The organism is Nostoc sp. (assembly GCF_036919575.1).
Taxonomy (GTDB): domain Bacteria; phylum Cyanobacteriota; class Cyanobacteriia; order Cyanobacteriales; family Nostocaceae; genus Nostoc.
This window is the reverse complement of sequence record NZ_JBALBY010000045.1, coordinates 99107-125151: the sequence shown is the minus strand read 5'-3', so window position 1 is coordinate 125151 and position 26045 is coordinate 99107. Positions and strand designations below refer to the sequence as shown.

At 41.6% G+C, this 26045-nt stretch carries 25 protein-coding genes and 1 CRISPR repeat array; of the genes, 8 read left to right on the top strand and 17 right to left on the bottom strand.

Annotated elements, in window-relative coordinates:
* Positions 1 to 779: 779 nt before the first annotated feature.
* The 3 genes from V7K27_RS13640 to V7K27_RS13630 are packed head-to-tail and all read left to right on the top strand — an operon-like array spanning position 780 to position 3808.
* Positions 780 to 2462 carry a Mu transposase C-terminal domain-containing protein gene (locus V7K27_RS13640; RefSeq protein WP_334947952.1) on the top strand — a complete coding sequence of 561 codons (1683 nt, stop codon included), beginning with the start codon at positions 780 to 782 and terminating at the stop codon, positions 2460 to 2462.
* A gap of 3 nt (positions 2463 to 2465) precedes the next feature.
* Entirely contained in the window at positions 2466 to 3302 is an 837-nt protein-coding gene (locus V7K27_RS13635; RefSeq protein ID WP_334947950.1) for a TniB family NTP-binding protein, read from the top strand.
* On the top strand, positions 3302 to 3808 hold the full coding sequence (locus V7K27_RS13630; RefSeq protein WP_334947948.1) for a TniQ family protein: 507 nt from the start codon (positions 3302 to 3304) through the stop codon (positions 3806 to 3808). The genes V7K27_RS13635 and V7K27_RS13630 overlap by 1 nt, the downstream gene beginning before the upstream one ends.
* A gap of 154 nt (positions 3809 to 3962) precedes the next feature.
* Here the strand turns inward: V7K27_RS13630 and V7K27_RS13625 are convergent, their stop codons facing one another.
* From V7K27_RS13625 to V7K27_RS13615, 3 genes are all read right to left on the bottom strand, one after another.
* Positions 3963 to 4160, bottom strand: a complete 198-nt coding sequence (locus V7K27_RS13625) for a hypothetical protein (RefSeq protein WP_118170740.1) — start codon at positions 4158 to 4160, stop codon at positions 3963 to 3965.
* A 181-nt stretch (positions 4161 to 4341) separates the two neighbouring features.
* The gene (locus V7K27_RS13620; protein ID WP_334947946.1) at positions 4342 to 4647 is read right to left on the bottom strand and encodes a helix-turn-helix domain-containing protein; all 306 of its coding nucleotides are present in this window, start codon (positions 4645 to 4647) and stop codon (positions 4342 to 4344) included.
* Positions 4644 to 5159, bottom strand: coding sequence for a hypothetical protein (locus V7K27_RS13615; protein ID WP_334947944.1), 516 nt, complete (start codon positions 5157 to 5159; stop codon positions 4644 to 4646). Before V7K27_RS13615 ends, V7K27_RS13620 begins: the two co-directional genes overlap by 4 nt.
* A 173-nt stretch (positions 5160 to 5332) precedes the next feature.
* On the opposite strand from V7K27_RS13615, the gene V7K27_RS13610 reads away from it, so the two are divergent.
* The gene (locus tag V7K27_RS13610; RefSeq protein ID WP_118170726.1) at positions 5333 to 5506 is read left to right on the top strand and encodes a ribbon-helix-helix domain-containing protein; all 174 of its coding nucleotides are present in this window, start codon (positions 5333 to 5335) and stop codon (positions 5504 to 5506) included.
* Between the two features lie 646 nt (positions 5507 to 6152).
* Here V7K27_RS13610 and V7K27_RS13605 read toward each other — a convergent pair.
* From V7K27_RS13605 to V7K27_RS13560, 10 genes are all read right to left on the bottom strand, one after another.
* Positions 6153 to 6662, bottom strand: a complete 510-nt coding sequence (locus V7K27_RS13605) for a hypothetical protein (protein WP_334947942.1) — start codon at positions 6660 to 6662, stop codon at positions 6153 to 6155.
* A 155-nt stretch (positions 6663 to 6817) separates the two neighbouring features.
* Positions 6818 to 7357 carry a hypothetical protein gene (locus tag V7K27_RS13600; RefSeq protein ID WP_334947940.1) on the bottom strand — a complete coding sequence of 180 codons (540 nt, stop codon included), beginning with the start codon at positions 7355 to 7357 and terminating at the stop codon, positions 6818 to 6820.
* Positions 7354 to 8121: a TIGR04255 family protein gene (locus V7K27_RS13595; RefSeq protein WP_334947938.1), complete on the bottom strand. Its 768-nt coding sequence runs from the start codon at positions 8119 to 8121 to the stop codon at positions 7354 to 7356. Before V7K27_RS13595 ends, V7K27_RS13600 begins: the two co-directional genes overlap by 4 nt.
* A 134-nt stretch (positions 8122 to 8255) precedes the next feature.
* Complete coding sequence (locus V7K27_RS13590) at positions 8256 to 8603, bottom strand: M48 metallopeptidase family protein (protein ID WP_334947936.1); 348 nt, start codon at positions 8601 to 8603, stop codon at positions 8256 to 8258.
* A complete protein-coding gene (locus tag V7K27_RS13585; RefSeq protein ID WP_334947934.1) occupies positions 8600 to 11803 on the bottom strand; it encodes a type I restriction endonuclease subunit R in 3204 nt (1067 codons plus the stop codon). Before V7K27_RS13585 ends, V7K27_RS13590 begins: the two co-directional genes overlap by 4 nt.
* Positions 11800 to 13047 (bottom strand): restriction endonuclease subunit S, encoded by a 1248-nt coding sequence (locus tag V7K27_RS13580; RefSeq protein ID WP_334947932.1) that lies wholly within the window; start codon positions 13045 to 13047, stop codon positions 11800 to 11802. The genes V7K27_RS13585 and V7K27_RS13580 overlap by 4 nt, the downstream gene beginning before the upstream one ends.
* A gap of 11 nt (positions 13048 to 13058) precedes the next feature.
* Positions 13059 to 13481 carry a type II toxin-antitoxin system VapC family toxin gene (locus V7K27_RS13575; protein ID WP_334947930.1) on the bottom strand — a complete coding sequence of 141 codons (423 nt, stop codon included), beginning with the start codon at positions 13479 to 13481 and terminating at the stop codon, positions 13059 to 13061.
* A complete protein-coding gene (locus tag V7K27_RS13570; RefSeq protein WP_334947928.1) occupies positions 13481 to 13738 on the bottom strand; it encodes a hypothetical protein in 258 nt (85 codons plus the stop codon). The genes V7K27_RS13575 and V7K27_RS13570 overlap by 1 nt, the downstream gene beginning before the upstream one ends.
* A 33-nt stretch (positions 13739 to 13771) precedes the next feature.
* Complete coding sequence (locus V7K27_RS13565) at positions 13772 to 15415, bottom strand: type I restriction-modification system subunit M (protein WP_334947926.1); 1644 nt, start codon at positions 15413 to 15415, stop codon at positions 13772 to 13774.
* A gap of 87 nt (positions 15416 to 15502) precedes the next feature.
* On the bottom strand, positions 15503 to 15988 hold the full coding sequence (locus V7K27_RS13560) for a MerR family transcriptional regulator (RefSeq protein ID WP_334947924.1): 486 nt from the start codon (positions 15986 to 15988) through the stop codon (positions 15503 to 15505).
* A 68-nt stretch (positions 15989 to 16056) separates the two neighbouring features.
* On the opposite strand from V7K27_RS13560, the gene cas12k reads away from it, so the two are divergent.
* Positions 16057 to 17964: a type V CRISPR-associated protein Cas12k gene (gene cas12k, locus V7K27_RS13555; protein ID WP_334947922.1), complete on the top strand. Its 1908-nt coding sequence runs from the start codon at positions 16057 to 16059 to the stop codon at positions 17962 to 17964.
* A 459-nt stretch (positions 17965 to 18423) separates the two neighbouring features.
* Positions 18424 to 18894: direct repeats of the CRISPR family, unit length 37 nt; unit sequence GTTTCAACACCCCTCCCAACTAGAGGCGGGTTGAAAG.
* 823 nt (positions 18895 to 19717) lie between these two features.
* Here the strand turns inward: cas12k and mutL are convergent.
* Together mutL and V7K27_RS13545 are read right to left on the bottom strand one after the other, a co-directional pair.
* Positions 19718 to 21472, bottom strand: coding sequence for a DNA mismatch repair endonuclease MutL (gene mutL, locus V7K27_RS13550; RefSeq protein ID WP_334947920.1), 1755 nt, complete (start codon positions 21470 to 21472; stop codon positions 19718 to 19720).
* 198 nt (positions 21473 to 21670) lie between these two features.
* The gene (locus tag V7K27_RS13545; RefSeq protein ID WP_334947918.1) at positions 21671 to 22720 is read right to left on the bottom strand and encodes an adenosine deaminase; all 1050 of its coding nucleotides are present in this window, start codon (positions 22718 to 22720) and stop codon (positions 21671 to 21673) included.
* A 475-nt stretch (positions 22721 to 23195) separates the two neighbouring features.
* On the opposite strand from V7K27_RS13545, the gene V7K27_RS13540 reads away from it, so the two are divergent.
* Together V7K27_RS13540 and V7K27_RS13535 are read left to right on the top strand one after the other, a co-directional pair.
* Positions 23196 to 23405, top strand: a complete 210-nt coding sequence (locus V7K27_RS13540; protein ID WP_292834571.1) for a hypothetical protein — start codon at positions 23196 to 23198, stop codon at positions 23403 to 23405.
* Positions 23406 to 23552: 147 nt separating this feature from the next.
* Positions 23553 to 23678 (top strand): hypothetical protein, encoded by a 126-nt coding sequence (locus V7K27_RS13535; protein WP_334947916.1) that lies wholly within the window; start codon positions 23553 to 23555, stop codon positions 23676 to 23678.
* Between the two features lie 222 nt (positions 23679 to 23900).
* Here the strand turns inward: V7K27_RS13535 and V7K27_RS13530 are convergent, their stop codons facing one another.
* On the bottom strand, positions 23901 to 24212 hold the full coding sequence (locus V7K27_RS13530; protein ID WP_334947914.1) for a threonine dehydratase: 312 nt from the start codon (positions 24210 to 24212) through the stop codon (positions 23901 to 23903).
* 139 nt (positions 24213 to 24351) lie between these two features.
* Complete coding sequence (locus V7K27_RS13525) at positions 24352 to 25230, bottom strand: phosphodiester glycosidase family protein (RefSeq protein ID WP_334947912.1); 879 nt, start codon at positions 25228 to 25230, stop codon at positions 24352 to 24354.
* Positions 25231 to 25612: 382 nt separating this feature from the next.
* On the opposite strand from V7K27_RS13525, the gene V7K27_RS13520 reads away from it, so the two are divergent.
* Positions 25613 to 25933, top strand: a complete 321-nt coding sequence (locus V7K27_RS13520) for a hypothetical protein (RefSeq protein WP_334947910.1) — start codon at positions 25613 to 25615, stop codon at positions 25931 to 25933.
* The last annotated feature ends 112 nt before the right edge of the window (positions 25934 to 26045 follow it).

Sequence of the window (26045 nt, the reverse complement as noted above, 5' to 3'; positions counted from 1 at the left end):
ATGATTGCAATGCTTTTAGGAATCTTTTAATACAATTTTTAATATCGTTTTGGATTTGTAACTAATAATTTAGCATAATAAGTACTGAAGAACCGATTTTTATCTATTGTTTCACCTGTAATGCTTTGAAGAAACTAACATTTACCTGTTGGCATTTTCCACCATCTGACTATATCAGTTCCTTCACCTAACCATTGTCTAAGACGATAAATATGTGCTATGGCATCTACTACCTGCCCCATGTTGTATTTAGTGCTGTTTTTTAGTTGTGGGTTCCATTTTTACACCTATTGTAATGTCTCACCGAAAACATTAAAACAAGTCGCAAGTCGCTCTTTCGCAGTCGCAAGTAAGTTAAGGGAGCGGGGAGAAGTGCGAGAAACGCGGTCTTGGGCAAAGCCCCAAGAGGAGCGATTTCTCAAGACAGCGCTGCATTGCGGTCTTGGGGTCTCCCCTCTTGTGCAACTTTGTAAGAGAGACCCCGACCCAAAACGGGCTGGCTTTTTGTCGGTTGCCAAATTAAATGACCACTTGACAAATTAATGTCTTCAAAAATATTTAGTTTAAAACCCTTATCAAGTAAGGGTTTTACTATTTTAGGCTGAAAATAGGCTACTAGAGGCTTATTGCCAAAATACCTGTCCTCTTTTGGAATTTTGACAAAATATCTGTCCTTTCTTAAAAAACGCTGTGAGCCTACATTTTTATAAAAATTGACAAAATAAATGTCCCTTAAATAGTACAATACAACTATGTTTCTATTAAACAATTATGTAAAAATGCTAGACAATTATACCAATAGCGATCAAGAGGCAGAAAAGGATGAGATTGTGACGGAACTCTCAGCAGATGATAGGCATTTGCTGGATATGATTCAGCAATTACTAGAACCATGCGATCGCATCACTTATGGAGAAAGGCAAAGGGAGGTCGCAGCCAAACTAGGCAAGTCTGTGCGAACGGTACGGCGACTGGTAAAAAAATGGGAAGAGTCAGGTTTAGCTGCACTTCAAACTACGGCACGGGCTGACAAAGGCAAACATCGAATAGACAGTGATTGGCAACAGTTCATCATCAAAACTTATAAGGAAGGCAATAAAGGTAGTAAGCGAATTACTCCCCAACAAGTGGCAATCAGAGTACAGGCAAGGGCGGCTGAATTAGGACAAAAAAAATATCCCAGCTATAGGACTGTGTATCGAGTTCTACAACCGATTATTGAGCAGCAAGAACAAAAAGCAGGTGTTAGAAGTCGAGGTTGGCATGGTTCTCGATTATCAGTTAAAACCCGCGACGGCAAAGACTTATCAGTAGAATATAGCAACCATGTTTGGCAGTGTGACCATACTCGTGTAGACCTATTGCTGGTAGATCAGCATGGTGAACTTTTGGGTCGTCCTTGGCTGACAACAGTTGTCGATACTTACTCCCGTTGCATCATGGGGATAAACTTAGGCTTTGATGATCCGAGTTCTCAGATAGTAGCATTAGCACTGCGCCATGCAATTTTGCCAAAGCAGTATGGGTCAGAATATGGACTCCATGAAGAATGGGGAACCTACGGAAAACCAGAACATTTTTATACCGATGCTGGTAAAGATTTTCGCTCAAACCATTTGCAACAGATAGGTGTGCAATTGGGATTTGTTTGTCATTTACGCGATCGCCCAAGTGAAGGTGGTATTGTTGAGCGTCCTTTTGGCACTTTTAACACCGATTTATTTTCCACTTTCCCAGGATATACAGGGTCAAATGTACAGGAGCGTCCAGAGCAAGCTGAAAAAGAAGCTTGTCTTACTTTGAGGGAATTAGAACGTCTGCTGGTGCGCTACATCGTGGACAAATACAACCAACGTATTGATGCCCGATTAGGTGATCAAACTCGTTATCAACGTTGGGAAGCAGGGTTAATTGCTTCTCCTGATGTAATTTCAGAAGAAGAATTACGTATCTGCCTGATGAAGCAAACTCGACGCTCAATTTACAGAGGTGGGTATCTGCAATTTGAAAATCTGAGTTACCGAGGAGAAAACTTGGCAGGTTATGCAGGTGAAACCGTTGTACTGCGTTATGACCCTAAAGACATTACAACTGTGTTGGTTTACCGCCAGAAGGCTAATAAAGAAGAGTTTCTAGCCAGGGCATTTGCTCAGGATTTGGAGACTGAGCAATTATCTCTGGATGAGGCTAAAGCTAGTAGTCGCAAGATTCGGCAGGCAGGGAAGATGATTAGTAATCGCTCAATGTTGGCAGAAGTGCGCGATCGCGAAACCTTCGTTCCTCAAAAGAAAACTAAAAAGGAACGCCAAAAGGCAGAACAGACAATAGTTCAAAAGGCTAAACAACCATTAACAGTTGAACTAGAAGAAGAAATTGAAGTGGCATCTGTTGACAGTGAGGCAGAATACCAGATGCCGGAAGTCTTTGATTACGAACAAATGCGCGAAGATTACGGGTGGTAGAAAATGACTTCAAAACAAGCTCAAGCAGTTGCTCAACAGTTGGGTGACATTCCGGTAAATGATGAAAAATTACAAACAGAAATTCAACGATTGAACCGGAAGAGTTTTATTCCCCTGGAACAAGTGCAAATTCTCCATGATTGGTTAGACGGGAAGCGGCAATCAAAACAATCTGGTCGTGTTTTGGGAGAGTCAAGAACGGGTAAAACAATGGGCTGTGATGCGTACCGACTTAGGCATAAGCCCAAACAAGAAGCGGGAAAACCGCCAACTGTGCCTGTTGCTTATATCCAAATACCTCAAGAGTGCAGTGCTAAGGAGTTATTTGCAGCAATTATTGAGCATTTAAAGTATCAGATGACAAAGGGAACGGTAGCAGAGATTAGAGACAGAACGCTGCGAGTTCTCAAGGGGTGTGGAGTGGAAATGCTGATCATTGATGAAGCTGACCGCTTGAAACCCAAAACTTTTGCTGAAGTGCGAGATATTTTTGACAAGTTGGAAATTGCAGTGATTTTGGTGGGTACTGACAGATTAGACGCTGTAATCAAGCGAGATGAGCAAGTTTATAACCGTTTTCGTGCCTGTCATCGGTTTGGGAAGTTTTCTGGTGAAGATTTTAAGCGAACTGTGGAGATTTGGGAAAAGCAAGTTTTAAAACTGCCACTTGCTTCTAATCTTTCCAGCAAGACGATGCTAAAAACTTTAGGTGAGGCAACGGGGGGTTATATTGGTTTGCTAGATATGATTTTGAGAGAATCAGCAATTCGGGCGTTAAAGAAAGGATTACAGAAAGTTGATTTAGAGACGCTGAAGGAAATTGCGGCGGAGTACAAGTAATGGAAGTTGTAGAAATTCAACCTTGGCTGTTTCAAATAGAACCTTTACAGGGAGAAAGTTTGAGTCACTTTTTAGGGCGTTTTCGACGGGCAAATGATTTAACGCCTACTGGGTTAGGTAAAGCCACAGGGCTTGGGGGTGCGATCGCACGTTGGGAAAAATTTCGGTTTAATCCCCCACCGTCTCGCCAGCAATTAGAGGCATTGGCTAAGGTTGTGGAGGTTGATGCTGATAGGCTAGCGCAGATGTTACCGCCTGCTGGGGTGGGGATGAAGCTTGAGCCGATTCGGTTATGTGCTGCTTGTTATGTTGAGTCACCTTGTCACAAGATTGAATGGCAGTTCAAGGTCATACAGGGGTGCGATCGCCACCAATTAATTTTGTTGTCAGAATGTCCAAACTGTGGGGCAAGATTTAAGATTCCAGCAGTGTGGGTGGATGGTTGGTGTCAGCGGTGTTTTCTGAGTTTTGCCGATATGGTAAAGTATCAAAAGTCTTATCGATGACGGAGTTTGTGCAAACATAGTAGTACTTTTCAAATATTAGCTACAAATCATCCCCCCTTGCTTTCATGGAAAAAAAGGAGCAAGGGGGGATATCGTATGTTTCAACAAACAAGAGAATTCGCTACAAGTTAAGTTGACTTCCAGAATGACAGAATCATGGGGTAATTTGCTCTGGTTGCTCGACTGCTGGATTGAAAATGATTGTGAAAGTTGCACTTGGTATGAGTCGGTGTAGAGCTTGTGAATGAGCCTCTGCGTCACTGCGGCGACGAAAACGAGCAACTATTTGATGTTGCATACTAGGAAAATGGCGGACTATACACCAAGGATTTAACTTTTCAATGTAGGTCATAAAAACCTCCTGATCATACTTATGATTAGCTGGTAAATTGCAGTCGAATAATAGACAAAAGTGACTTAAACATTCTCAAAACTAAAGCCACCCTACTGTGAGAGTGGCTGGTAAAAAAATGTCATCCTGACATTGCAATTGGTTGACGGTTCGACTTCGCTCACCGTCAACTTTTCGATTCCTACTTATGCCCTGTGAGAGAACAGAGTATATTCAGACATTCTTCGGGAATTTCCTCGAAGTGCTCTAGCAGGAAGTCCATCAGGGCAAGATGGCGTAGATCACTGGGCATGGGACTGCGGTAATTGCGACCCTTGGAAAACCAACGCCGGACAGTTGAAAGTGAACGAGAGCAAATCCGAGCGATCGCCTCATGATTAACATCCCATTTGGCATAAAAATTCTTGGGTGTCATGCCTAATTGACAATGGCTGTATAGATCAATCAAATTTTGCTCTCTTACCTGTAAAGGACGCGGATTAGTCATAGCAGCGACCCTTCCACTGGTTCTAAATCTTGTTCCCAAGCAATATCGGCAGATGTCCAAGCGGCACTGGGGCTATCTTTGCTCAACCAAATCAGGTAGCACCAAGTCCAGCAGCAAAGATGGGGAGCAAAGCTATAAAATCTGCCGATCGCAGTTCCCCAATCGGTGTCAGAACCAATCCAACGCAATTTGTCGCCATACAAAAAGCGGGGTGTCTTTGCTGTACTAGGAAAGTCGTCGGGTAAATCAACAGAACTAGCAGAAAATTTCTGGTTAATTATTCTTGGGAATAGATCCTGGCGATTGAGCGCCATTGCACTCAAATAACTAGCAACTAGTTCAGCATCAAGACTCTGAGTTAATTGGGAAATCAACAACGCTGCTAAAGTTTGTTGTTCTTGCTGTTCACAATAGTTGTTGAGTTTCGCCAATAGTTCAGCAATACCAAAGTCATCTAAAGCTTGTAGATATCTTCTGTGTTCATCTGTTTTGTGGCAAACAGGTCTTAACATGGAATATGTCTCCTGTGAGAAGGAGCCAGAAGCCAGTGCGTCAGCCCTGAGAAAGTTGCGCGCTGGCTTTTGACTTATCAGTAATTATACATAAAATTTATGTGTTTCTATTTAAACTTGTTTGTTTTTAGTGATTTAATATAAAAACACATAGAGAAGCTGATAATAGTCACATGGGAAAAGTAACATTGAGTATTTACATGGAAGAAGAAGACAAAGAAGCTCTGCAACAACTGGCGGATGCAGAGGAGCGTTCTTTGTCGCAAATGGCAGTGTTAATTCTGAAACGAGCTATTAAACAAGCGCAGGCGGATGGAACAATTTCGCCGCCTGGTAAGGGGAAGTGAGCCGATCGCGTATTGTGTTTACAGAAGATAGGCTGTCCCTTCGATGAAGCGGCTTGGGACTGTAAATTAATGTTTACTTAGAATGCGATCGCCACAAGTTAAGCTTGCTTTCAGAATGTCCAAACTGTGGGGCAAGATTTAAGATTCCAGCGTTGTGGATTGATGGTCATTGCCAACGTTGTTTTTTAACATTTGTAGAGATGGCAAAGTCTCAGAAAACAGTTTAACTACACTTTGTAGTCTTGCTGCCCCAATGCCGGATTGAAAATAATTGTGAAAGTCACGCTTGAGATCAGTCGGTGCAGAATTTGTAAATGAGCCTCTGCATCATTGCGCCGACGAAAAAGAGCCACAATTTGGTTTTGCATACTAGGGAAAAGGCGAACTACAGGTTCTGGCGCTGTAGGTTAATGCGTGCTGTCAGTAATGTTTTATGCTTTTTGCGGAGATGGCAAGTAATTAGAAACCTCACCAAGACTAAGCTGTTGCGCTTACAAGTTGCACTCTTGGAGTTGTGGGGAGATGGGGAATTGGAAGCTCGAAAGAGGAATTGACGATTTTCCTAACGGTTAATAAAGTGCGAATTAAATATGCGACACCTTAAAACATTTACTCCACTATTATGGCTAAACTCTCATTGTAAGTATTATTTAGCCCACTCTTGAACTTTGTGCTGATATTGCTTGCTGACTTCATTCATATACTTTGCAGCTACTTTCCGCATATTGTTTTTATTAGGATCTGACTTAACAAAATCTGCAAAGTCACCATTACATTTAAGAAATAATTCTATTGCTGCTGTTAGCTCAAGATCATCTGTGGTACACAATTCATAATGCAAGTGGCCTACTGTAGGTATAGGGAAATTAGTATCTTCTACTTTACTCACCTCAATTCCCACATTACTAAAGCAGCATTCATTAAAGCCAAGTAAGTTTATGGTATCGAGATGTCCTTTTCTCAACAGGATTCCTAAAGAAATTTTCTCTAAGTCTTCAGAACATGAAGGTAGCCATAAGGAGGGAAAACCTTTTCCCTCCTTAATATCTCTTAGGTATCGATTCGCGTGTTCTGGAGATGGAATTGCCTTTTGCTGCTTACCTGCTTTCCACGTTGCAAGGCTTTTCACACTTCTGTAGTAACGTAATTCACTCACACCTTATATAGCAATCCTAAATTACATAAAACCTAATGATACATTTATACTAACCTGAAGTTCTTTATTAATCACCAAGAATTTGATTTTTCTAAGCTGCATCAGTGTACGCTCTGTTCGGATCTCAAATAAGATTGCTACATCAAATAGGATTGCTATAGTGACTCCAAAAATTCACGTACAAATGTACTTTCTTCATTTTTAAGCAAATTCTTGGCTTCTGCAAGTATTTCTTCAGCAATAGGAACTTCACCTAGAGCAAAACTAATTGCTTCTAAAGCAGCATATCTCACTTCGTCTGCTGGATGCTGTAGAAGCACACTGATTATGGAAGCTGCATCCTGAGAATAGACTTCATTTTCTAAAAGAGGACTCAAAAGCCTTGCCACAGCTAGAAGTTGGAAAACACTTAAATGTCCAACTAGTTGCTTAAGAATATTTACATCTCCTTTGGAAAGTGCAAGATGACCTTCCAAGAGTTCATCTCGAATTTCTTCTACTCTATTCTCAAACTCAGAAATATCTAAATTTGAGAATAAATATAAGGATGCATTATACTTCCATGCTATAGTTTCGAGCCTGTGTACTTGAGCTTCTCGAACTTTATGGACTATTTCATAGTGTTGGGTACTAGTACCCCTACTAGAAATATGACTTGAAAATTGGCCGTTAGTTGGAGCAAGTAATGTACTCATCTGAAAAGTTCCTGTGTTTTTTCTGTAATACTCTTAAAAAATATCTCGTCTCGAAAAGTTCGCAAATTGACTTCAAATATATTTTTTATTAAATCATCATCAGGGTCAAGATTAACTTGTTGAAATACATCAATATCAAATATTAAAGGATATACTTTCTCTCCTTTTTCATTTTCGCTTATTTGACCAATTGTTTGATTAATAATTGCTCTTGATGGTTGATAATCTGAATGAGCTACAACTATTTGCATAAAATAGCTTTCCATTACGACTGATAAATTACTTGATATCTCTGGTAATGTTTTTACGTAATCTTTTAGCTCTATAGTTCCTGTGGCAGGTATCATAATTTGGTTTACATACCGTAGAGCAAGACGGACGACTTCTGTAGGAGATGTAATTTGAGCATACTTTTCCCATAATTGATATGCCTCTCCATAAAAGCTTTCCCAACTTTCATAGGGCTTCAACCTACTGAATGTAAAGCCATTTAGTTTAGCTTGAATACTTCTTTTTTGGTCAGAAGAAATAAAAATATATCCTTCAGGCTTATTAGATACTGAAAACAATTGAGAATTGATTTCATTCGGATTCTCTAAGTTAAATTCAAAACCTCCTTCAAGTGCCATTCTCTTTTGAATATTTGGAAAAGAGTCTTTAATACTTTCATGAAACTTCAAAAGTTCTTCATGATTAAAATTATCATGAAGATTGACTGTTATATCAAGAATGGCTTCGGTGATGGGTGGGTTAAGGAATCTCATTTTTCATTTATTTAGAAACCAGTTAAGGCTTATAACTAAAATTTAGTATCTATAATCTTAGTCTACAAGACTTTAAGGTTATTGTCCGTATCAAAACCATAACCATATAAGACCTTTAAAGGCAGTTTCCCGCATTATCCCACAAAGCCCTGCAATCGCTTCTCCCTTTCTTCCCAATCAGGCAAATAAGCAGACATAAAGCACTTAAATAGCTTACCGTGGTTGGGAACGAGGAGATGCACAAGTTCGTGAACGATCGCAAACTCACCCAATTCTTTTGGTAAATCTAGCAGTTCAGTATTCAGCGTTAAACGTCCTGTAGTAGAAATGGATGCCCACTTGCGCTTCATCGGACGGAGTTGAATTTGTTTGACTTGGACTTTAATGCGATCGCTCCATTCTCCCACAGCGCTCTTAAGTGCTTGCGCGTCTTTCCATTGCGTTGCGGCTTCGAGTTTTTCTGGTAAAGGAGTCGTGTTCATGATTCGACTCGTTTGAGTTTCAGCAGGTTGTTGGTAACTTCAATGGTTTGCTCAACTGAGCTTGTAATAGGATAAATAGTAGCGTAAAGTTCGGTTCTTAAATCAATTTCCTGACGTGCATCCCACCAGTAATCAGGGAAGTTACCATAAATGGCGTTGATGGTTTCGGCTTGGTTGATATCAATGAGAGCAACTGCTTGCTTGATGACAGTGTAAATGGCAAAGGTGTTTTCATCAACCTTGAGCCGTTGCCGTTCTGACTCTGCCTCTATGCATTCATTGGCAATTTGATCTAGTTTAGCTAAAGCTTCTTGCGCCTCTATTTGGCGGTTTTCAAAGCTGGCGCGGACAGTTTCTGCACGTTCGCCAATGGAAATCAAAAAAGGCGATCGCTGACTTTGCTCGTGTACATCTCTAAACAGTGCCTTACTCAAGTTTAGAACTTTTACAGTATCCGTCGTGCTATTTTGGCGGAATTGTTCTAATTGTTGGGCATTGAGTTCGTGGATTGTCCCTGGCATTTCCAACTCGCCGATTGTGACGTTGCGGCGTACCAGTTCTTTGGTTTTGGCGGTGAGTTCAATATCAATGTAAGGACTGGTATTGTAAGCAGCGCGTATCGTTCCGTAAAGCCTGACAATAGCTTGATAATTTTCCATGAAGGGGCGCAAGTCAGGATCAGGAGAGAGGATTTCGTAAATTGATTGTAATTGGCGGACAAATTTAAAGAATTTCTCCCGCAAATCTTTGTCTGCAAAGTGCGCCGCAGCCCGTTCTTTTGCTTTGTCGTCCCATCCCTTAGCTAGGGGTAAATACTCAGGTGCAGTATTTTCCATCATGGTTTGCAGGAGGTTTTTGATCACATCAACATTTTGGATGATGTCGTTAACTTCTCCTGACTCAAAGGCAAGGGCTTGCTCTAGTTTGTCGCCAAAGATACCGATAAAATCTAGAACAAAGCCGTAAGGCTTAACTAAACCTTCTGCGTCTTCATAAGGGCGGTTCACACGGGCGATTCCCTGTAAGAGAACGTGATCCCGCATCGGTTTGTCGAGATACATACAGTAAAGTATCGGCGCATCAAACCCCGTCAATAGTTTCTCGGTGACGATGAGAATTTTCGGCAATGCTTTGCGGTAGTCTTCGTAAAGTTGGCGAATTTTGGTCACAGCATCAGCATCGCCACCGCAAAGGCTTTCTAAATTTTGGGCATCTTCAGCAGAACAATAACCCGTAAAACTTAGGGCTTTGGTGGTGTAGTTAAAATCTTTCGGGCGAGATTCGATAAAGTCGATTACTGCATCCGGTAACGATATTCTGGCAGAAACGACGGATTTTTTAATAAAGGCTTTGCGGACTTCTTTCTCTTCGGCATCAGTCAGGTTGTACTCGCGCAGTCCTTCGGCTGTAGTCCGGGAATAGACGACTGTTGAGTATTCAGCAGGGAGATATTTGTCTAAGGCTTGTTTATAAAGCCTACAAGCTTCCCGATCTACACCAACCATAAAAGCTTTAAAGCCCATTGGTTCAACGTAGTCGCGGAAATGTTCGGCGACAAATTTAGCTACTTTATCTACTCTATCTTCACTTTTGAGAAACTCTTTTAATTTAACTGCGCGATCGAGAATGCCATCAAGTTCTTCTATGTCGTTAATATCTTCTGCGGCTTTGAGTTGGAGAAATTCTTTTTCTAAAATTTCTTGGGGAACGCGAAACTCTGATTTAGCAAGGGCATAATTTAGCTTCAGGGTTGTGCCATCTCGTACTGAGTCGGCGGTTGAATAGGAATCTAGGCTGTATTTTGGGTCAGTAGGTTCGCCGAAGGTTTGAAAGGTACTTTGTCCTTTAGCTGCTTTACTGACAGGTGTACCTGTGAAACCGATAAATGTGGCGTTGGGGAGGGCAGCCATCAAATATATGCCGAAATTACCGCCTGTGCTACGGTGTGCCTCATCAACTAAGACGGTAATCGTAGAACGCTTATTTTCTACCTTCATCTTGTCGAATTTGTGAATCATGGCGACGATTAACCCGCGATAATCATCTTGGATTAGTTTTTCTAAGTCTGCTTTACTGGTTGCGACTTCATAACTTTTGATGCTGTATGCTTTGAGGTTTTTGTCTAGTTGGTTTTCTAGTTCGTTGCGGTCAACAATCAAGATTACAGTATTATCGCCGCTAATATTGCGGAGTTGGGCGGCAATTGTAATCATCGTGAGGGTTTTACCACTGCCTTGGGTATGCCAAACTAGTCCGCGTTTTTTATTCGGGTCTTGGATACGTTGCAGGACTTTTTTGACTGCACGCGTCTGGTGTTGGCGTAAAATTACTTTGGTTAAGCCGTCATCGCGTTCGAGGAAAACAACGTAATATCTAAGAATCTCTAAAAAGCGTTGATGGTCGAAGAAGGTTTTGATTTTCTCTTCATAGTCGCCTTCTTGGATAATGGAACCTAACCCCCCGACCCCCTTCCCTGCCTTCGCATAGCGTGCCGAAGGCAGGGAAGGGGGAGTAATATTGTTGTTCCCGTCCCCTTGTAGGGGAGGGGTTAGGGGAGAGTTCAGTTTCCATTCAAACAAGTTTTTGCGGTTGGTATTCCAGGTTAAGCCATACCAGAAATTCCAGAGTTCTGTGACTTCAAAAACTTGGGGAAAGGCTAGCAATTCGGGGGTTTGGTTGTGGTAGCGGCGAATTTGGTCAATGCCTAGTGCTAAACCATCAGTTTTATTTTCTGCTTTGGTTTCAGCAATGGCAACGGGAATACCGTTAATTAGAAAAATAATATCAGCGCGGTTAGGAAATTTTGCGCCTTTTTGCGACCATTCATCTGTGACTTGGAAGATGTTATTTTCTGGGTTGTTAAAGTCGATAAGGGTAATGTTTCTGTCGCGGTTTTCTTCTTGGGCGACAAAAATAGATTGTTTGCCTTGCAACCAGTTTAAAGCTTCGCGGTTGCCTTCGATGGTGTTGTCAATGTTTCGCAAGCGGCGAAGAATTTCATCTATGTTGTTAGAGGTGACTACGCCAGGATTTAGTTTAATTAGTTGGCTGCGAAGAACATCGGCAAAGTAGCGTTCTTTGAGCTTCTCCTCTCCCTTCCCTTCCCGCCGTTGTAATGCTTCTTTTGAAGTTAGGTATTCCCAGCCTATTTGATAGGCGTATTTCAGCATCGGTCTTTGCACGGCGGAAGTTTCGCTCATACGTAAGTCTCGGTTACGGGTTGGGTGGAAATTTTACCTGTCATCAGTTGTTCTAGCATGGCGTGAAAGAGTTCGTCGATAAGGGTGATTTCTTTTTCTAGGGAGGAAATTTTGCGATCGCAGTTTTTCAAAATGTCTGTAATATATATCTGTTCTTCAGGAGAAGGGAAGGCAATTTTATACTGTTTAAGCAAACCAAGATTAAGGTGTGAAATTTGCCCTTGATGAGCCGCTTCTCTTAACTTCTCATATTGATTCATTAAATATTGCCAGAGAAATTCTGAATCTATTTTGTAATTTGGTATAATTGCTGCTGTATTTTGTGTAGTTGCGGCACCGATTTCTAACAAAGCTACTTGTCCTCTGGTTTTCCCCTGACCGTACATTGCCATGAATACGGTTTTAGGAGGATAAATCTTTAGATTATAGTTTAGTAATGCCTGCTCACTTATATAAGTATCAGATTCATAAATTCTGTTATTTACTATTTGCGCTGTCTTGATAAATGGAATATTACCTATGTAATATTCTGGTTTGTTAGTAGATGGTGTAGTACCTGTAGAAATACTACAAATCTCACCCAACTTCACAACTTGCCAACTTTCAGGAATCTTGCCTATATCTGTCTGCTTGCGGGGTTCATTACCAGTACCATTAGTAAAGAGATACTGCATCAGTGCAGCTTTGCGTTCCCGTTCCAGGTCTAACTCTCGCTGACGGGTTTCTTTGGCTTTCTGGATGGTTCGCAGAGTATGAGCGATCGTTTTTTGTTCAGGAAGTGGGGGAAGCGGTACAAGAAGATTTTTAATAATTGGAATATTTACACCGCCTTTTAGTTTTCCTCCTTTATTTGCATCTATCTGCTGCCAATATGTTTCAGTTTCAAAATAAAAATTTAAAAAGCTAGGGAGTAACTCATGCTTTGTTCTAATCCGAATTAAATAAGAAGCAAATACAGCTTCAGGGCAATCATCTATCAAAAATGATTTTCCGGTAGTTGCTCCGATCCGAGCAACTACTATGTCGCCTAAAATTAATATATATTTATCAATCTTGGTTTTATCAATTTCACAGTATGGCACATTATTCCATTGCACTGTACCATCCTGAATATCAGTAATTCTTAAAAATTTATACCCACTATCTTTTTCAGTTGCACTGGCTGTATAACCATACTCCGGCTTTTCGCAATATTCCCCTAACTTTACAACTTTCCAATGAGGTGGTAATTGAATCTCACTCATCCCTACCCCTCTCATATTCCATCAGCAATAATTAAATCCATCATTTCATTTTTATTCTTACGATAAACCCGAAAATCACTATCTAGAGTTAATACACTACTACCACTAATCAACTCACTCATTCTTACCAAACACGCATCAGCTAAAGACATCGGCACATTCTGATATCGCTTCAGCAACTCTCTAACCGTTCCTATTTCATCACTGAGACGAAACGAAATTTGAATTAAGCCAGTATCTAGTAAAGACATAACCGCATCTTCACCCCCATAAAAATCTCGCAATATAAAACACGCTTCACTAATTACTGCTTCACAAGTAAAAAAAGGATAAGCTAAATTAGCAACTTCTTTAGTAGCCCAACTATGATATTGTTCCCGATTATTAATTAAAGCAACTAAAGGGCCAGTATCAATAATGATATTTTGCTTCACTACCTACCGAACCCTTCTAAATACTTTTTATTAGTCGCCAAATCTCCGGGGCCTCCATCAATACATCCAATAAACTCCTTAGCAGCTTCTAAAAATGAAACTTGTTTTTCCTCCTCTTTGTCCTCAATTTTTTCTTCCTTTTGCATCTCCTTAAACTGCAAAAACTGAATAAAATCAATTACCTCCTCCTGCTTCTCAGGAGATAACTTTTTAAATTCATCAATCACTATTTGTTCCTTATCAATTGCTTGAGTCATTATCCTATCCTCCTGACAAAATCAATCTAAAATCTAAAGTCTCAAATTAGCAAGCACCTCAGCTAAATCCTTATCCGCCCATTCCCTCTCTTGTCTTGCTACCGCCAAATCTGTCAAAATATCTTCAATGGAACGATGCACAACTTTGTCGCTAACATCCACAAACTGCGACGGGCTAAGATTATAATCTGCTTCCCTCAATTCTTCTAACTTAACAACTTTACTCAGCTTCTCCCGCGTTTCCCAATTGCAATAAACCTCACCAACCGCCTTAATCCCTTCCTTTGTGAAAATATTCTTTGGATCGCCTTTTACAAAATAATCAGCAGCATTAATCAGCAAAAACTCGCCCTTACGATTCAGAGGTTTCAGGCGATTTAACAAAATTACCACCCCTGGTGCAGTCGTGTTATAAAACAAATTTTCAGGTAGTAAAATCACCCCTTCAACTCTGTCCCTTTCCACAAACTCCTTGCGAATGTCTCTTTCTTGATTTTTGTTCTGACTCCCGGAACCGCGCGATACTGCACCTGTATCCAAAACAACCGCCGCCCGTCCGTTATCTTTCAGCGATGCCCAAATATGCTGCACCCATCCCCAATCTGCTGAAGATTTGGATGCAATTCCGTCCTTAAACCGTTCAAAAGAATCTTCTTCATAAGCATCTGCGCCGTAGTTATTCTGATTCCACATCGGATTAGCAACCACATAATCAAAGCGCATCACCTTCTTATCAACCGTAAATTTAGGTTGCCTGAATGTATCGCCAATCTTAATTTGTGTATCAGTAAAATCTTGCAAAAACATATTCATTTTAGCGATCGCAAAAGTTGTCGGGTTCAACTCTTGCCCAAATAAGCGAGGTGCTTTACTCTCCTCCCCTGGATGTTTGCGGTTGAACACCAGACGCGGCTTAGTCAACAACCTTCCCGATCCACAAGTGGGATCATAAATCTTCGTGTAGGGTTCAGGGTCAATAATTTCCGCAATCAACCAACCCACCTCTGATGGTGTCAGAAACTCCCCCGCACTATCCCCCTGTCCTTCGGCAAACTTCCGCAGCAGATACTCATACGCTTCCCCTAAAACATCTGCATTGGTATTCTTTAACCCCAAGCGATGCCGACTGATGACTTCAATTAACTCCTTTAAACGGTCATCATCCAAAACGCGCTGATCGCTTTGCTTCTCGTTATAATCTTTTAGCGTCAGCGTTCCCGATAACCCAGGATTGCGATTTACCACCTCCCGCATCGCCGTTGTGATAAATTCTCCTAAGCCATCTTTAGGATGAAAGCGAATCGCATCCCAACGGTATTCATGGGGGACATAGTAACGCACAATCGGCTGACGGTTATTTTTAATTGCATCTTTGTGATCTGCTTCAATGAAAGCACGGGCTAAGTCTCCACCCCCAAACTTCTCGGCGCACTTTTCATACTCATCATCAAACACATCAGACAGCCGTTTGTAGAAAATTAGCGGCAGAATAAAATCCTTGAATTTTGGTGCATCCGTCGAACCGCGTATCTTACAAGCAGCATCCCACAGCCATTGTTCCATTGCGGGAATGTCCAAACGCTCATCAGCTTGGTTCGCTAACTGTAGAAGTGGTAAATCTCCAGAACCGTTTTCCTCTGCTTGCTTTTTACTGTTTTTCCTTGTTCCACGCGGCACTATACTTAACTCCTGCGTTAGCGAAGCTCGTCGTTGGCAAAGCCTCTCGTAGAGAAGACATCGCTTCTATCTTATGAAAGAGAATCCCTATTTTCCCAGTTTCTCGGCTAATTGTTGATAAATGATATCTAACCACACAGGAATCACAGGTTGACCTTGTTCTAGAGATGCGATCGCTTTTTTTCTGTCAAACTCCACAAGCTCAAGTGAGGCAGCCCCCGTCTTGGCGGTTCCCGTCGATGGGGGACTGCCGAACCCGGAGGGCGAACGCTCCTGCGCTTGGGACAACAACATAAACCGCTTACCTTTGCCTGAAGTAAATAACTCCGGCTCTTGGTCTTTCAGCTTTTTGAGCGTGGTGCTGGCTATGTCAAAACTCAACCCCACAGATAGCCAATATGACATTGCAGCCAGTTCCAGCAAATTAGACTTTGAGTAATAAATACTACGTCCTGTCCCCGTATCACTGATTATAGGAACAATCACCCCTCTCTCTCGCCAATACTGTAGCTGACGAAGGGTGCAGCCTGTGATTTCAGCCGCTTCCTTGCTTGTAAAAAATGTCTCCTGCATACAATTTATTTTACAGAAGACTTGTTTAATACAATTATGTTAGTATTAGACAATATTGTTTTAAAGCGATGAGCCAAATCACTATTCAGTGTCGTCTTGTAGCCTCAGAATCATCACGCCAGCAACTATGGAAGTTGATGGCAGAGCTAAATACGCCACTGATTAATGAACTATTGCATCAGGTAAGTCAACACCCAGAGTTTGAAACTTGGCGACAAAAGGGCAAACACCCCACTAGTGTTGTCAAAGAACTCTGCGAACCTTTGAAAACTGACCCTCGCTTTATTGGTCAGCCTGGACGGTTTTATACGAGTGCGATCGCCACAGTCAATTACATCTACAAATCTTGGTTGGCACTGATGAAGCGATCGCAGTTTCAACTAGAAGGCAAAATTCGCTGGTTGGAAATGCTCAACAGTGATGTTGAATTGGTAGAAAGTAGTGGTGTCAGCTTAGATAGTCTTCGCGCTAAAGCTGCTGAAATTTTGGCTCAATTTGCTTCCCTCAATACTTCTGAAACTCCATCAACGAATGTAAAAAAAGCTAAAAAGCGCAAAAAAGCTCAAAGTTCAGACAGCAAGAGTTTATCAAAGAACTTATTTGAGTCCTATCCCAAGACAGAAGATAACTTGACTCGTTGCGCCATCAGCTATTTACTCAAAAATGGTTGCAAAATCAACGAGAAAGAGGAAGACGCTAAAAAATTTGCTCAACGTCGCCGTAAACTTGAAATTCAGATTGAACGCATCAGAGAACAGCTAGAAACACGAGTTCCCAAAGGTCGAGATTTAACCGCTACCAAATGGTTAGAAACTATTGTTGTTGCCACTCATAACGTTCCAACAAATGAAGCCGAGGCGAAATCTTGGCAAGACAGCCTTTTAAGGCAATCTAGCAAAGTACCTTTCCCGGTAGCTTACGAAAGCAACGAAGACATGACTTGGTTTAAAAACCAGTTTGGGCGTATCTGTGTAAAATTCAACGGTTTGAGTGAGCATAGTTTTCAAGTCTATTGTGATTCTCGCCACCTTCACTGGTTTCAACGCTTCCTAGAAGATCAACAAATTAAGAAAAATAGCAAAAACCAGCACTCTAGTAGCCTGTTCACTCTGCGTAGTGGGCATATTGTTTGGCAAGAAGAGGAAGGCAAAGGCGATCCTTGGAATGTTAATCGTGTAACCCTCTACTGTTCTGTAGATACCCGCCTATGGACGATTGAAGGAACCAATCAAGTAAGGGAAAAAAAAGCCGAAAAAATCGCTAAAATTATCACCAATACAAAAGCCAAAGGCAAGCTTAATGAAGAACAGCAAGCCCATATAAAACGGCAAAACTCTACTTTAGACACAATTAATAACCCTTTTCCTCGCCCCACGAAACCTTTATATAAAGGACAATCTCATATTCTTGTTGGTATTAGCCTCGGCTTAGAAAAGCCTGCAACGCTAGCGGTAGTAGACGGCACTACAGGTCAAGTAATTACCTATCGCAGCATCAAACAACTACTGGGTGATAATTACAAACTGGTAAATCGACAGCGAGAGCAAAAGCATTCCTTATCCCACCAACGCCAAATAGCTCAAACGCTTGCTGCACCAAATCATTTTGGAGAATCGGAGTTAGGGGAATATATAGACAGATTACTAGCGAAAGAGATTATTGCGATCGCCCAAACATACTCTGCTGGAAGTATTGTTCTACCTAACTTGGACAATATGCGAGAACAAGTTCAAAGTGAGGTTCAAGCCAAAGCTGAACAAAAATCAGACTTAATAGAAGTTCAAAAAAAGTATGCCAAACAGTACCGAGTTAGTGTTCATCAATGGAGTTACGGCAGATTGATGGCAAATGTTCACTCGTCAGCTGTTAAAGCTGGAATTGTGATAGAGGAGTCAAAACAGCCAATTCGAGGTAGTCCACAAGAGAAAGCGAAAGAATTAGCGATCGCAGCTTACCATTCTCGCAAAATAAACTGATTGACAAAACACCGAACCTTGATAATAAAATAAGAAAATTCAACAGCGCCGCAGTTCATGCTTGTTATAAGCCTCTGTGCTGTGTAAATTTGGGTTAGTTTGACTGTTGTTAAACAGTCTTGCTTTCTGACCCTGGTAGCTGCCCACCTTGATGCTGCTGTCCCTTGCGGACAGGAATAAGGTGCGCCCCCAGTAATAGAGGTGCGGGTTTACCGCAGTGGTGGCTACTGAATCACCTCCGACCAAGGAGGAACCCACCTTAATTATTTTTTGGCGAATCAAAGCGGGGTCAATTTCTCTGGGGTTCTGCCAAAAGTTTAAATCGCTTGTTTAGTGAGGTTTATAGCCTTTAACGTGTCAGTTGATTTACTCTTTTAAGTGTTAACTGACGGGCGTTTTTGGGAGACGTGACAAAAATGCCTTCATAACTATTGGTAAATCAAGGGTTTGAAGCGCAGAGTTTCAACACCCCTCCCAACTAGAGGCGGGTTGAAAGAGATATTCTTGCATAGTAAAAATCCTGAATAGTTGAGTTTCAACACCCCTCCCAACTAGAGGCGGGTTGAAAGATATTTGCTAGAAGGACAAATGAAGCAACTCTACTTCGTTTCAACACCCCTCCCAACTAGAGGCGGGTTGAAAGTCCGCAGGGAGCAAACTTAATCCATGAACCACTGAGTTTCAACACCCCTCCCAACTAGAGGCGGGTTGAAAGTTTCTGGTATCGGCATGATAAAACCCTTTGGCAGTTTCAACACCCCTCCCAACTAGAGGCGGGTTGAAAGAAAATCAAAACCCCGATAATTGAGAATAAGCTACGAGTTTCAACACCCCTCCCAACTAGAGGCGGGTTGAAAGATGCTCAATCTTTCCCTCTTGTACCAGAGATGCGAGTTTCAACACCCCTCCCAACTAGAGGCGGGTTAAAAGGAGTGGACACACAAAAAACAAAAGCAATCAGAAGTATTTCAACACCCTTCTCAGTCAAAGATGGTTTAAAATCAGGAAAAATGAGACTTTGCACGATAATACTTTTTTACGTTTGAAAAGCATTCCTAGCTAGCGATGGGCTGAAAGAAAACTCTGAAAATTGACAATTTTTTTGGGGAGAGTTTTACAAACTTCTCTTAAAAATAGGTGGGTTGAAAGATTGGTAAAAGTCATGGAATTCTTGGACTAATGGGACAAAAACTTGTCAACTTACAGCAATTTTCATTTCTTTGAACCACAAATCCTCGTAGGGGGTGTAAGGTCTTGCGCCCCTACCATATGGTCTATTTACCTGAAGATATCTGTAACAAAATCAAAATATTGTCAATTTTCTTCCACCTATAAGATACAGAAGATCACAGTTAAATTAGGGAGACTCATAGTAGTGCATGAAGGGTTAGAATGAAAGTCTACTCAATTGACTTGCGATAAAAAACATAACTATATTACAAAAAGTAAATATGCTCCAAACCCTTACCATTGAGAAATCACAAATGACGACCCTCTCTGGTTGGAGACGCACTTTCGTTGATAAGTACAGTTTATTTGCGCCGACATCCTTAGTTAATAAGTCATGCATTGTTAAACTGGTATTGTGACCATAGCAGTTCATTTTTGATATGCCTTATCCAGACTGTCTAATGGACACTAATTTGTTAACGCGGACATTTATCTGTCAATATGGACATTAATTTGTCAACGCGGACAAATAAATTGGCAACCGACAGCTTTTAAAGCAGGGGACTTAAACCCCTAAACTTAGTTAAATTCCATGACTTTTACCAATTACCCAATTACGCCGGAAAAACCGGGCTAAAGCTGATTCTTCTAAGGATAGATATATTGGACGTCCGTGGGGACAGGTACGGGGATTGCGAGTGCCTTGCCAATCATCTAAAAGTGTCTGCATTTCTTGCTGGTTCATGGGTGTACCATTACGAATGGCACTGCGACAGGCGACAGCTACTTGGGCTGTTTGTAAGTCGCCTCCCCAACTAAGTTCTAAAATTGCTTCTGCACAATCGTCTCGCTGCTGCAAAGGTGCGGGGATGTTACGGACTGCCCAAAGTTGTTCGCCAAAGGGTTCTATTTCTAAACCGATGCGTTGCAGTTGTAATACTTGCGCTGGCGACAATTGATAAAGAATGATTGGCGGTTCCACGGAAACTAGTTGCCAATCATCACATAATTGCTCATACAAAACTCGCTCATGGGCGATGTGCTGTTCCACTAACCACATACCACCTGAATGTTCCGCCACAATATAGGTATTGCTAACTTGAGCGACAGCTTTTAAGGAATTAGGAGAGACGCGATTAATCGCGTCTGTACAAGGCTTGGGATTTTGAGGATTGAAATTGTAGCCGCCTTTGGCTTCTGCGGTTTTGAGTAATTTACTAACTCGTGTTGTGTGAACAGCTTCTTTGAGATTGGTAGAAGAGATGCTGAGTGCTTGGTTAATTGCTTGGGTAATTTGCTCTTGCCAATAAATGATTTCGTTCAGGTAAATTTCTGTTTTTGCCGGATTGCGATTCCAGTTAATTTGATCGGGGGAAATGGCAAGATGTAAGAAACAAATTGGATAGCGATCGCGTGGTAATGTTCTATGAAATGCTGATAATATCGTTTGCTCTAGTTCCGGCGTCTTAACCATCCGTCCGTTAATAGCTACACGCACCCAATCTGGACGATGACGATGAGTGCGATCGGGTAATCCTACCACTAAAGTGAGTGCTGAGTGGGGAGAGACGCGATGAATCGCGTCTGTACAAGAGTCTGGAGTAGAGACGCGATTCATCGCGTCTTCTGTATAGGAATTTAGCGGGTTGGGTATTTCGAGTTTCACTTCTTGCAAGTCACCTTGTCGCACTTGCGGTAAAATCTGCGGTAGCAGCTGCCCAGTTGTGGCGGCGGGACAGATGGTGAACCATTGACGGTCATTTTGCCAAATCTGCCAGGTGACATGGGGATGACATAGGGCAATTTGTTGAATTGTGGCTTGCACGGCTTTCATTTGCTGTGCTGCTGTGGGTAATCCCTGACGACGAGATGAGCAATTACCGAAAAGATGCGAAACTGTAACCACTGTACCAGGTGCGATCGCAGTTACTTCAACTTTTACAACTTCTCCGCCATCGCCATAGCTAATCCGCCATCCTAATTTTCCACCCACAGGACGACTCAAAATTTCCAAATCTGCCAGAGTCGTCAAACTGTGCAACGCCTCACCACGAAACCCTAAACTGTTTATTTTCCATAAATCGTCACTAGAGCGAATTTTACTGGTGCTGTGGGCTGTGGCTGCTTGTTGCAAATCATCTAGGTTCATTCCACAACCATTATCTGCCACACGAATTCGCCATTGCTGTGGCCATAGAGAAACCACAATTCGCGTTGCACCTGCGTCTAGGGAATTTTCTACCAATTCCCGCACCACAGAAGCTAAAGAGTCGATGACCTCTCCAGCTGTAATCAGATATACAACTTCTGTCGGTAGAGCTTGAATAGTAGATGCCATAAATTTCAGTGAAAAAGGAACCACAGATAAACACCGATGAATTATCTGCGTGCATCTGTGGTTTAATTACTCAAACATTGATTTTTTCAAGATATCTATTGTGCATTAGAACTTTCTCTACGCCATCAAAAAAAATCACTGATTGCAACATTAATTAACATTAAATCCTCTTACTTTCTACTTCTCTCTAGGTGGTCGTTAATTACTATCCCTTGTTGCCAAAACTTTCGGTGGTTCAGGTTTCAGCAAACCGTTTAACAGGGATGCGGGAGGTTGACTGTAAGGCCAAGCAAAAGCATGACGGAAAGCGGCATCTTGACAAGCTTGTAGTTGTTCAAAACTAATTATGTTGTAAGTCAGAAGATTTTCATACTCAAACGGTAGACGCACATTATGCAATCCAGCATTATCAGTACAAATAGCGATATCTACCCCAGCATCAAAACAACGATCAAAAACTAATTTGAGTTGACGTATATCTTGCAAAGTACCAGTTTTTAGGTAAGTTGTCGGACAAACCTCTAAACATTGTCCGCGTTTAGCCACATCATTAAGTAACTCTGGATACAGTAGGGGAATTTGAATGCCGTGACCAATCCGCATTAAATAGGGTAAAAGTTCTGGATAACAACCGGCGGTGGTTTCATATAGATGTCCCGTGGTCTTAATGCCCAGCGATCGCGCATAATCATATAGGCTGATCCATTCTTCCATGCGATCGGCGTAATAGCTATCACCCCCCGCTACATCTACTGCACAGACATACTGCTTATTTTGCGCCGCCAAATCAACAATCGCCTTGTTCACCTGATATGGTAGGCGCGTGTGCATACAGAGAATTTGGCTACTAACAATCGGATATTCTGGCTGGTGGCTAGCAAGTCCGACTACTTGCACAATTTCTGCCATCTTGTCAATTCTCTGTGATTGATTCAGATGCTCAGGTGTCCGTAAATAGGGAGTGTAGCGCAGTTCCAGATAAGCCAAATTTTCAAATATGTAAGCACCCCGCACCAAGCGATAGATAAAGTAAGGCAAAGTCTCCACAGTTTGCACACTTTCTACCAAGGTGTGTAATTCTAGATACTCATCTAGGGTATTGCGTGGGCGGGTATAAAAATCTTCAAATTCTGAATAGTCAGCAAATCGGGAAATTAACTCTGAAGAATGTCGCTCAAAATATCGCCATAAAACTCGCGGTACGACCGAGCCGCCCAGGTGTCTATGTAATTCAGCATATAAAGCCATAGTGGTATTTTTAACTAAAAATTTCAATAATTGTAACAAAAACATCAGAATAAAAAATCTCTAGTCGAAAAAATGTAGCTAAAAGCAATCATATGCCTCTCACTCACCCGGCTACGGTGTACACACAAGTCGGAAAACCCGATCCAAATTGACTCTACAACCCACTGACCAAAACCTCACCCAAGATTACCCAAGGGTAAATCTTTCCCTCTCCTTAGTAAGGAGAGGGACAGGTTTTGCGTAGCAGAAGCAGGGTGAGGTTTTTCGAGATTTTAGGCTTATTTTCTGAAAATCTAGCATTTAATAGTGTTTTGAGCATACATAAATAAACTTGACATCATCAAGATGAAATTGATAATATTAATAACCTTAATTTTTGTGTTACACTGAAAAAATATTGCTATTGTTGAGCAAGTAAAATATAGCAATATATTTTTCCTTTAACTAAGCAAATTCCTGGCAAGGTTGGTATTAATTGAAAATTCAAGCGTTGGATGTCAAGGCTGGCGATCGCATTATTGCTTACTGCAACAACAAAATGCAAACCTGCAAGGTAAAACGCATTTTAGATCCTGGTCAAGCTAATATCACACTATCAGTCTTCACTTCTGAGAATTATCGCGGTTGCTCAGTTTCATCTATAGTCCGTTTTCGGAGCAACGCGTTGGTAGATTTGGTAAGTTAAAAATCAAGGAAACATTCAATCTCAAAAATCTCTCTAGCTCTTGTCCAGCCTCAAACTGGATCTAATTTTTATTAAAGATGCGATGTCTGCTGTGGGCTACGTCTACGCACATCCAAATCCGTTAATTGTGGCTGGATGATTTTTAAAATGATTTTTAAAGAAAAGCGCCCTGAGACTACACCAGTGCAGGCGACAGCAATTGTTGAAGAAGAATTCAGGAGTCAGAATTCAGGAGTCAGAATTCAGGAGCGTGGGAGATTGACCCACCACTGATTGAAGGCCACTAAATCGTTCGCGCAGCGTCTCTGAAAGAGAAGATTTAGTGGGGGTCTAAACCCCCTGATTCATCCGCTTTTTCGTTCAAAATTCTTATCTGTTTTCTGGCTCCTGACTACTGAATTCTGTTTCGATAAAAATCTGAGAGGAAAAATTGGGAGTGTGATGGCGCTTTGCGTCTAGGCATTACTAAAATCACCCTCCCCTTGATGGCTTTTGTTAGTTCTTTTTCACATCACGAGCCATGTTGAGGTAATAGTCGTCAATTTTGGCATTAGGACGACGGCGGTTAGTGGTGGAAATTTTAGCAGTGTTATCCTGAGCCTTTTCAATTGGCTGTTTCGCTGAAGCTTGTTTTTTGGCTTGCGCCTCATTAGATTCTAAGAAATAATCAGAGCTAGTAAATCCGAAAAGCTTGGCAAAGAAACCAAAAAAATTTCCCACAAGATTAGAAATAGTTTGGAATAAAACACCAAACAAGCCTTCCAAACGAAGGAACAAGTTCCGAATAGTTTGAGGTAGACGAAGCATGACAGCACCTTCAATGATTGCCTATTCTCATTGTGACTCAATTCGGATTCGCGGGATTGGTGCTATGGCAAAAATCTACCACTGGGTAGGCGTAGCTCAAACAAAGCCCAATCTCTGCAATCATACTGTCTGTCCAATATTAGTTTTCCTGAACCAGCAAAACCGACTTCACCGGACGCTTGATAGAATTTCCCTCCAAATCAACCTTTCCGTAAAAGGTTTTGCCCTTGTAATACAGCGAAGACGAACTCCCTCCATCCAGATTCATCGCTTGATCGGCACCAAGAGTTTTCATAAAATCAGCTAATGCTGGCAATGACACCCCAGAGTTAGCGGGAGCCGAGGATTTTTGAGCCACCATAACTAAAACAACGCTACCATCACGGGTGATACCCACAGCAGTTCTGGCGTTGGGTTGGTTGCTGCCAAGTGCATCTCGTTTATTGGCATTATCCACAAAGCCCTCTTGCACTGACGTGAGTTCTGGTAACAGCCGTGGGCCTGCACCTACAGCATCGACTAACTTACAACCTGCTGGTGGTGACTGGCTGTGTAGGGCAATATCATAGCGAACGGTTTGCCCACATAAGTAGCGGCGGAATTCTGTGCGATTGAATATTTGACCCAGGTAAGATTTTAAGTTGGGATTGTTCACTAGGCGATCGTTTTGCTTGGGGTCAGCTACCAACTTCCCTTGTACGACAATATATGATGTAGACTTTTGGTTAACTGGGTCAAAAAAGCCTGCGTTCAAGATAGCTACGGCTCGATACTTCTGGGCAAATTCTTCTACAGTCGCTACCTTCTCTGATAATGCAGGAGTTACCAAAAATTTGCTATTAGCTGGAATTAACAGGATATGAGCTATGCTTTGGCGCAAAGTGCGCTCGAAGTAGCGGATAGTTTTTAGTGGTGGAGATGCAACAGTCGATATTGACGGTGTTGAGGAACGCAAATTAAACCACAACACCATTGCCAAACTAATTAATATCAAACTCAGGAGTTTAATTTTTCTCACTTATGAACTTACGCGATCGCTACTTTTGGCTGATGGTAAAAATGCTCTCAAAAGCCCTATTCGATTATAACTGTCGCGCACCTTGCGGTATAAGCATTTTAAAGACTTTTCACTCTTATAAGAGCTTGAAAACTTTGCTATTATGTACACATCCGCGCAACTGAACCTTAAAACCTAAATACAGCAAAGCTTTCAAAGGTCAGCAGGTTGCAAAACACCTTATAAGGATTGAAACGGAAATATTTATTACAGACACAAAGGGGATTGAAACCTTGTGCATTCTACCTGCGTATCCCTTAGCCATTGCAAAACACCTTATCCCTGATAGGGATTGAAACGCTTGAAACTTACTAAATCCCTATTGGGGATTGAAACTAAGACCATGTTAGAAACCACAAACCTAAAAAATATCTCCAAAAAATTCGCTCTAGCCAGAAATTCTGCTTCTTTCAAAGAAAATGAGGCAATGAGAGCTATTGCATATAGCATGGATTTACTACTACCTGGTTTGTATATATGGCTACTTGGTTTTAGTATTCGCATTGGTGGGAGCGTACCAGATGATATTCCCTATAAATATCCGGGTAAAATTCACAGTTACACTGGAATTGCTTTAGTATTACCAGGATATAGAATTTTTACGACTTACCAGGGTAGTTATGACCCTAAACAGACATCAGATACAGGGACTAACAGCTTTTAATTGTACGGTTCTCGACTCAAATACTTTTGAAACCTTAATGACTCAGGCAGGATATTCAATCTCAGGTAGCGCACCTGCACAGTCTAATAGAATAAAAGTATGGTGGATTCAT

Bases quoted from the DNA above. Each gene is read 5' to 3' on its own strand.
- V7K27_RS13595 (WP_334947938.1), bottom strand. From the start codon at position 8,121: ATGAGATTCCTTAACCCACCCATCACCGAAGCCATTCTTGATATAACA.
- V7K27_RS13580 (WP_334947932.1), bottom strand. From the start codon at position 13,047: ATGAGTGAGATTCAATTACCACCTCATTGGAAAGTTGTAAAGTTAGGG.
- V7K27_RS13590 (WP_334947936.1), bottom strand. From the start codon at position 8,603: ATGAACACGACTCCTTTACCAGAAAAACTCGAAGCCGCAACGCAATGG.
- V7K27_RS13520 (WP_334947910.1), top strand. From the start codon at position 25,613: ATGTTAGAAACCACAAACCTAAAAAATATCTCCAAAAAATTCGCTCTA.
- V7K27_RS13570 (WP_334947928.1), bottom strand. From the start codon at position 13,738: ATGACTCAAGCAATTGATAAGGAACAAATAGTGATTGATGAATTTAAA.
- V7K27_RS13635 (WP_334947950.1), top strand. From the start codon at position 2,466: ATGACTTCAAAACAAGCTCAAGCAGTTGCTCAACAGTTGGGTGACATT.
- V7K27_RS13630 (WP_334947948.1), top strand. From the start codon at position 3,302: ATGGAAGTTGTAGAAATTCAACCTTGGCTGTTTCAAATAGAACCTTTA.
- cas12k (WP_334947922.1), top strand. From the start codon at position 16,057: ATGAGCCAAATCACTATTCAGTGTCGTCTTGTAGCCTCAGAATCATCA.
- V7K27_RS13535 (WP_334947916.1), top strand. From the start codon at position 23,553: ATGATTTTTAAAGAAAAGCGCCCTGAGACTACACCAGTGCAGGCGACA.
- V7K27_RS13600 (WP_334947940.1), bottom strand. From the start codon at position 7,357: ATGAGTACATTACTTGCTCCAACTAACGGCCAATTTTCAAGTCATATT.
- V7K27_RS13530 (WP_334947914.1), bottom strand. From the start codon at position 24,212: ATGCTTCGTCTACCTCAAACTATTCGGAACTTGTTCCTTCGTTTGGAA.
- V7K27_RS13545 (WP_334947918.1), bottom strand. From the start codon at position 22,720: ATGGCTTTATATGCTGAATTACATAGACACCTGGGCGGCTCGGTCGTA.
- V7K27_RS13640 (WP_334947952.1), top strand. From the start codon at position 780: ATGCTAGACAATTATACCAATAGCGATCAAGAGGCAGAAAAGGATGAG.
- mutL (WP_334947920.1), bottom strand. From the start codon at position 21,472: ATGGCATCTACTATTCAAGCTCTACCGACAGAAGTTGTATATCTGATT.
- V7K27_RS13625 (WP_118170740.1), bottom strand. From the start codon at position 4,160: ATGACCTACATTGAAAAGTTAAATCCTTGGTGTATAGTCCGCCATTTT.
- V7K27_RS13610 (WP_118170726.1), top strand. From the start codon at position 5,333: ATGGGAAAAGTAACATTGAGTATTTACATGGAAGAAGAAGACAAAGAA.
- V7K27_RS13615 (WP_334947944.1), bottom strand. From the start codon at position 5,159: ATGTTAAGACCTGTTTGCCACAAAACAGATGAACACAGAAGATATCTA.
- V7K27_RS13620 (WP_334947946.1), bottom strand. From the start codon at position 4,647: ATGACTAATCCGCGTCCTTTACAGGTAAGAGAGCAAAATTTGATTGAT.
- V7K27_RS13560 (WP_334947924.1), bottom strand. From the start codon at position 15,988: ATGCAGGAGACATTTTTTACAAGCAAGGAAGCGGCTGAAATCACAGGC.
- V7K27_RS13585 (WP_334947934.1), bottom strand. From the start codon at position 11,803: ATGAGCGAAACTTCCGCCGTGCAAAGACCGATGCTGAAATACGCCTAT.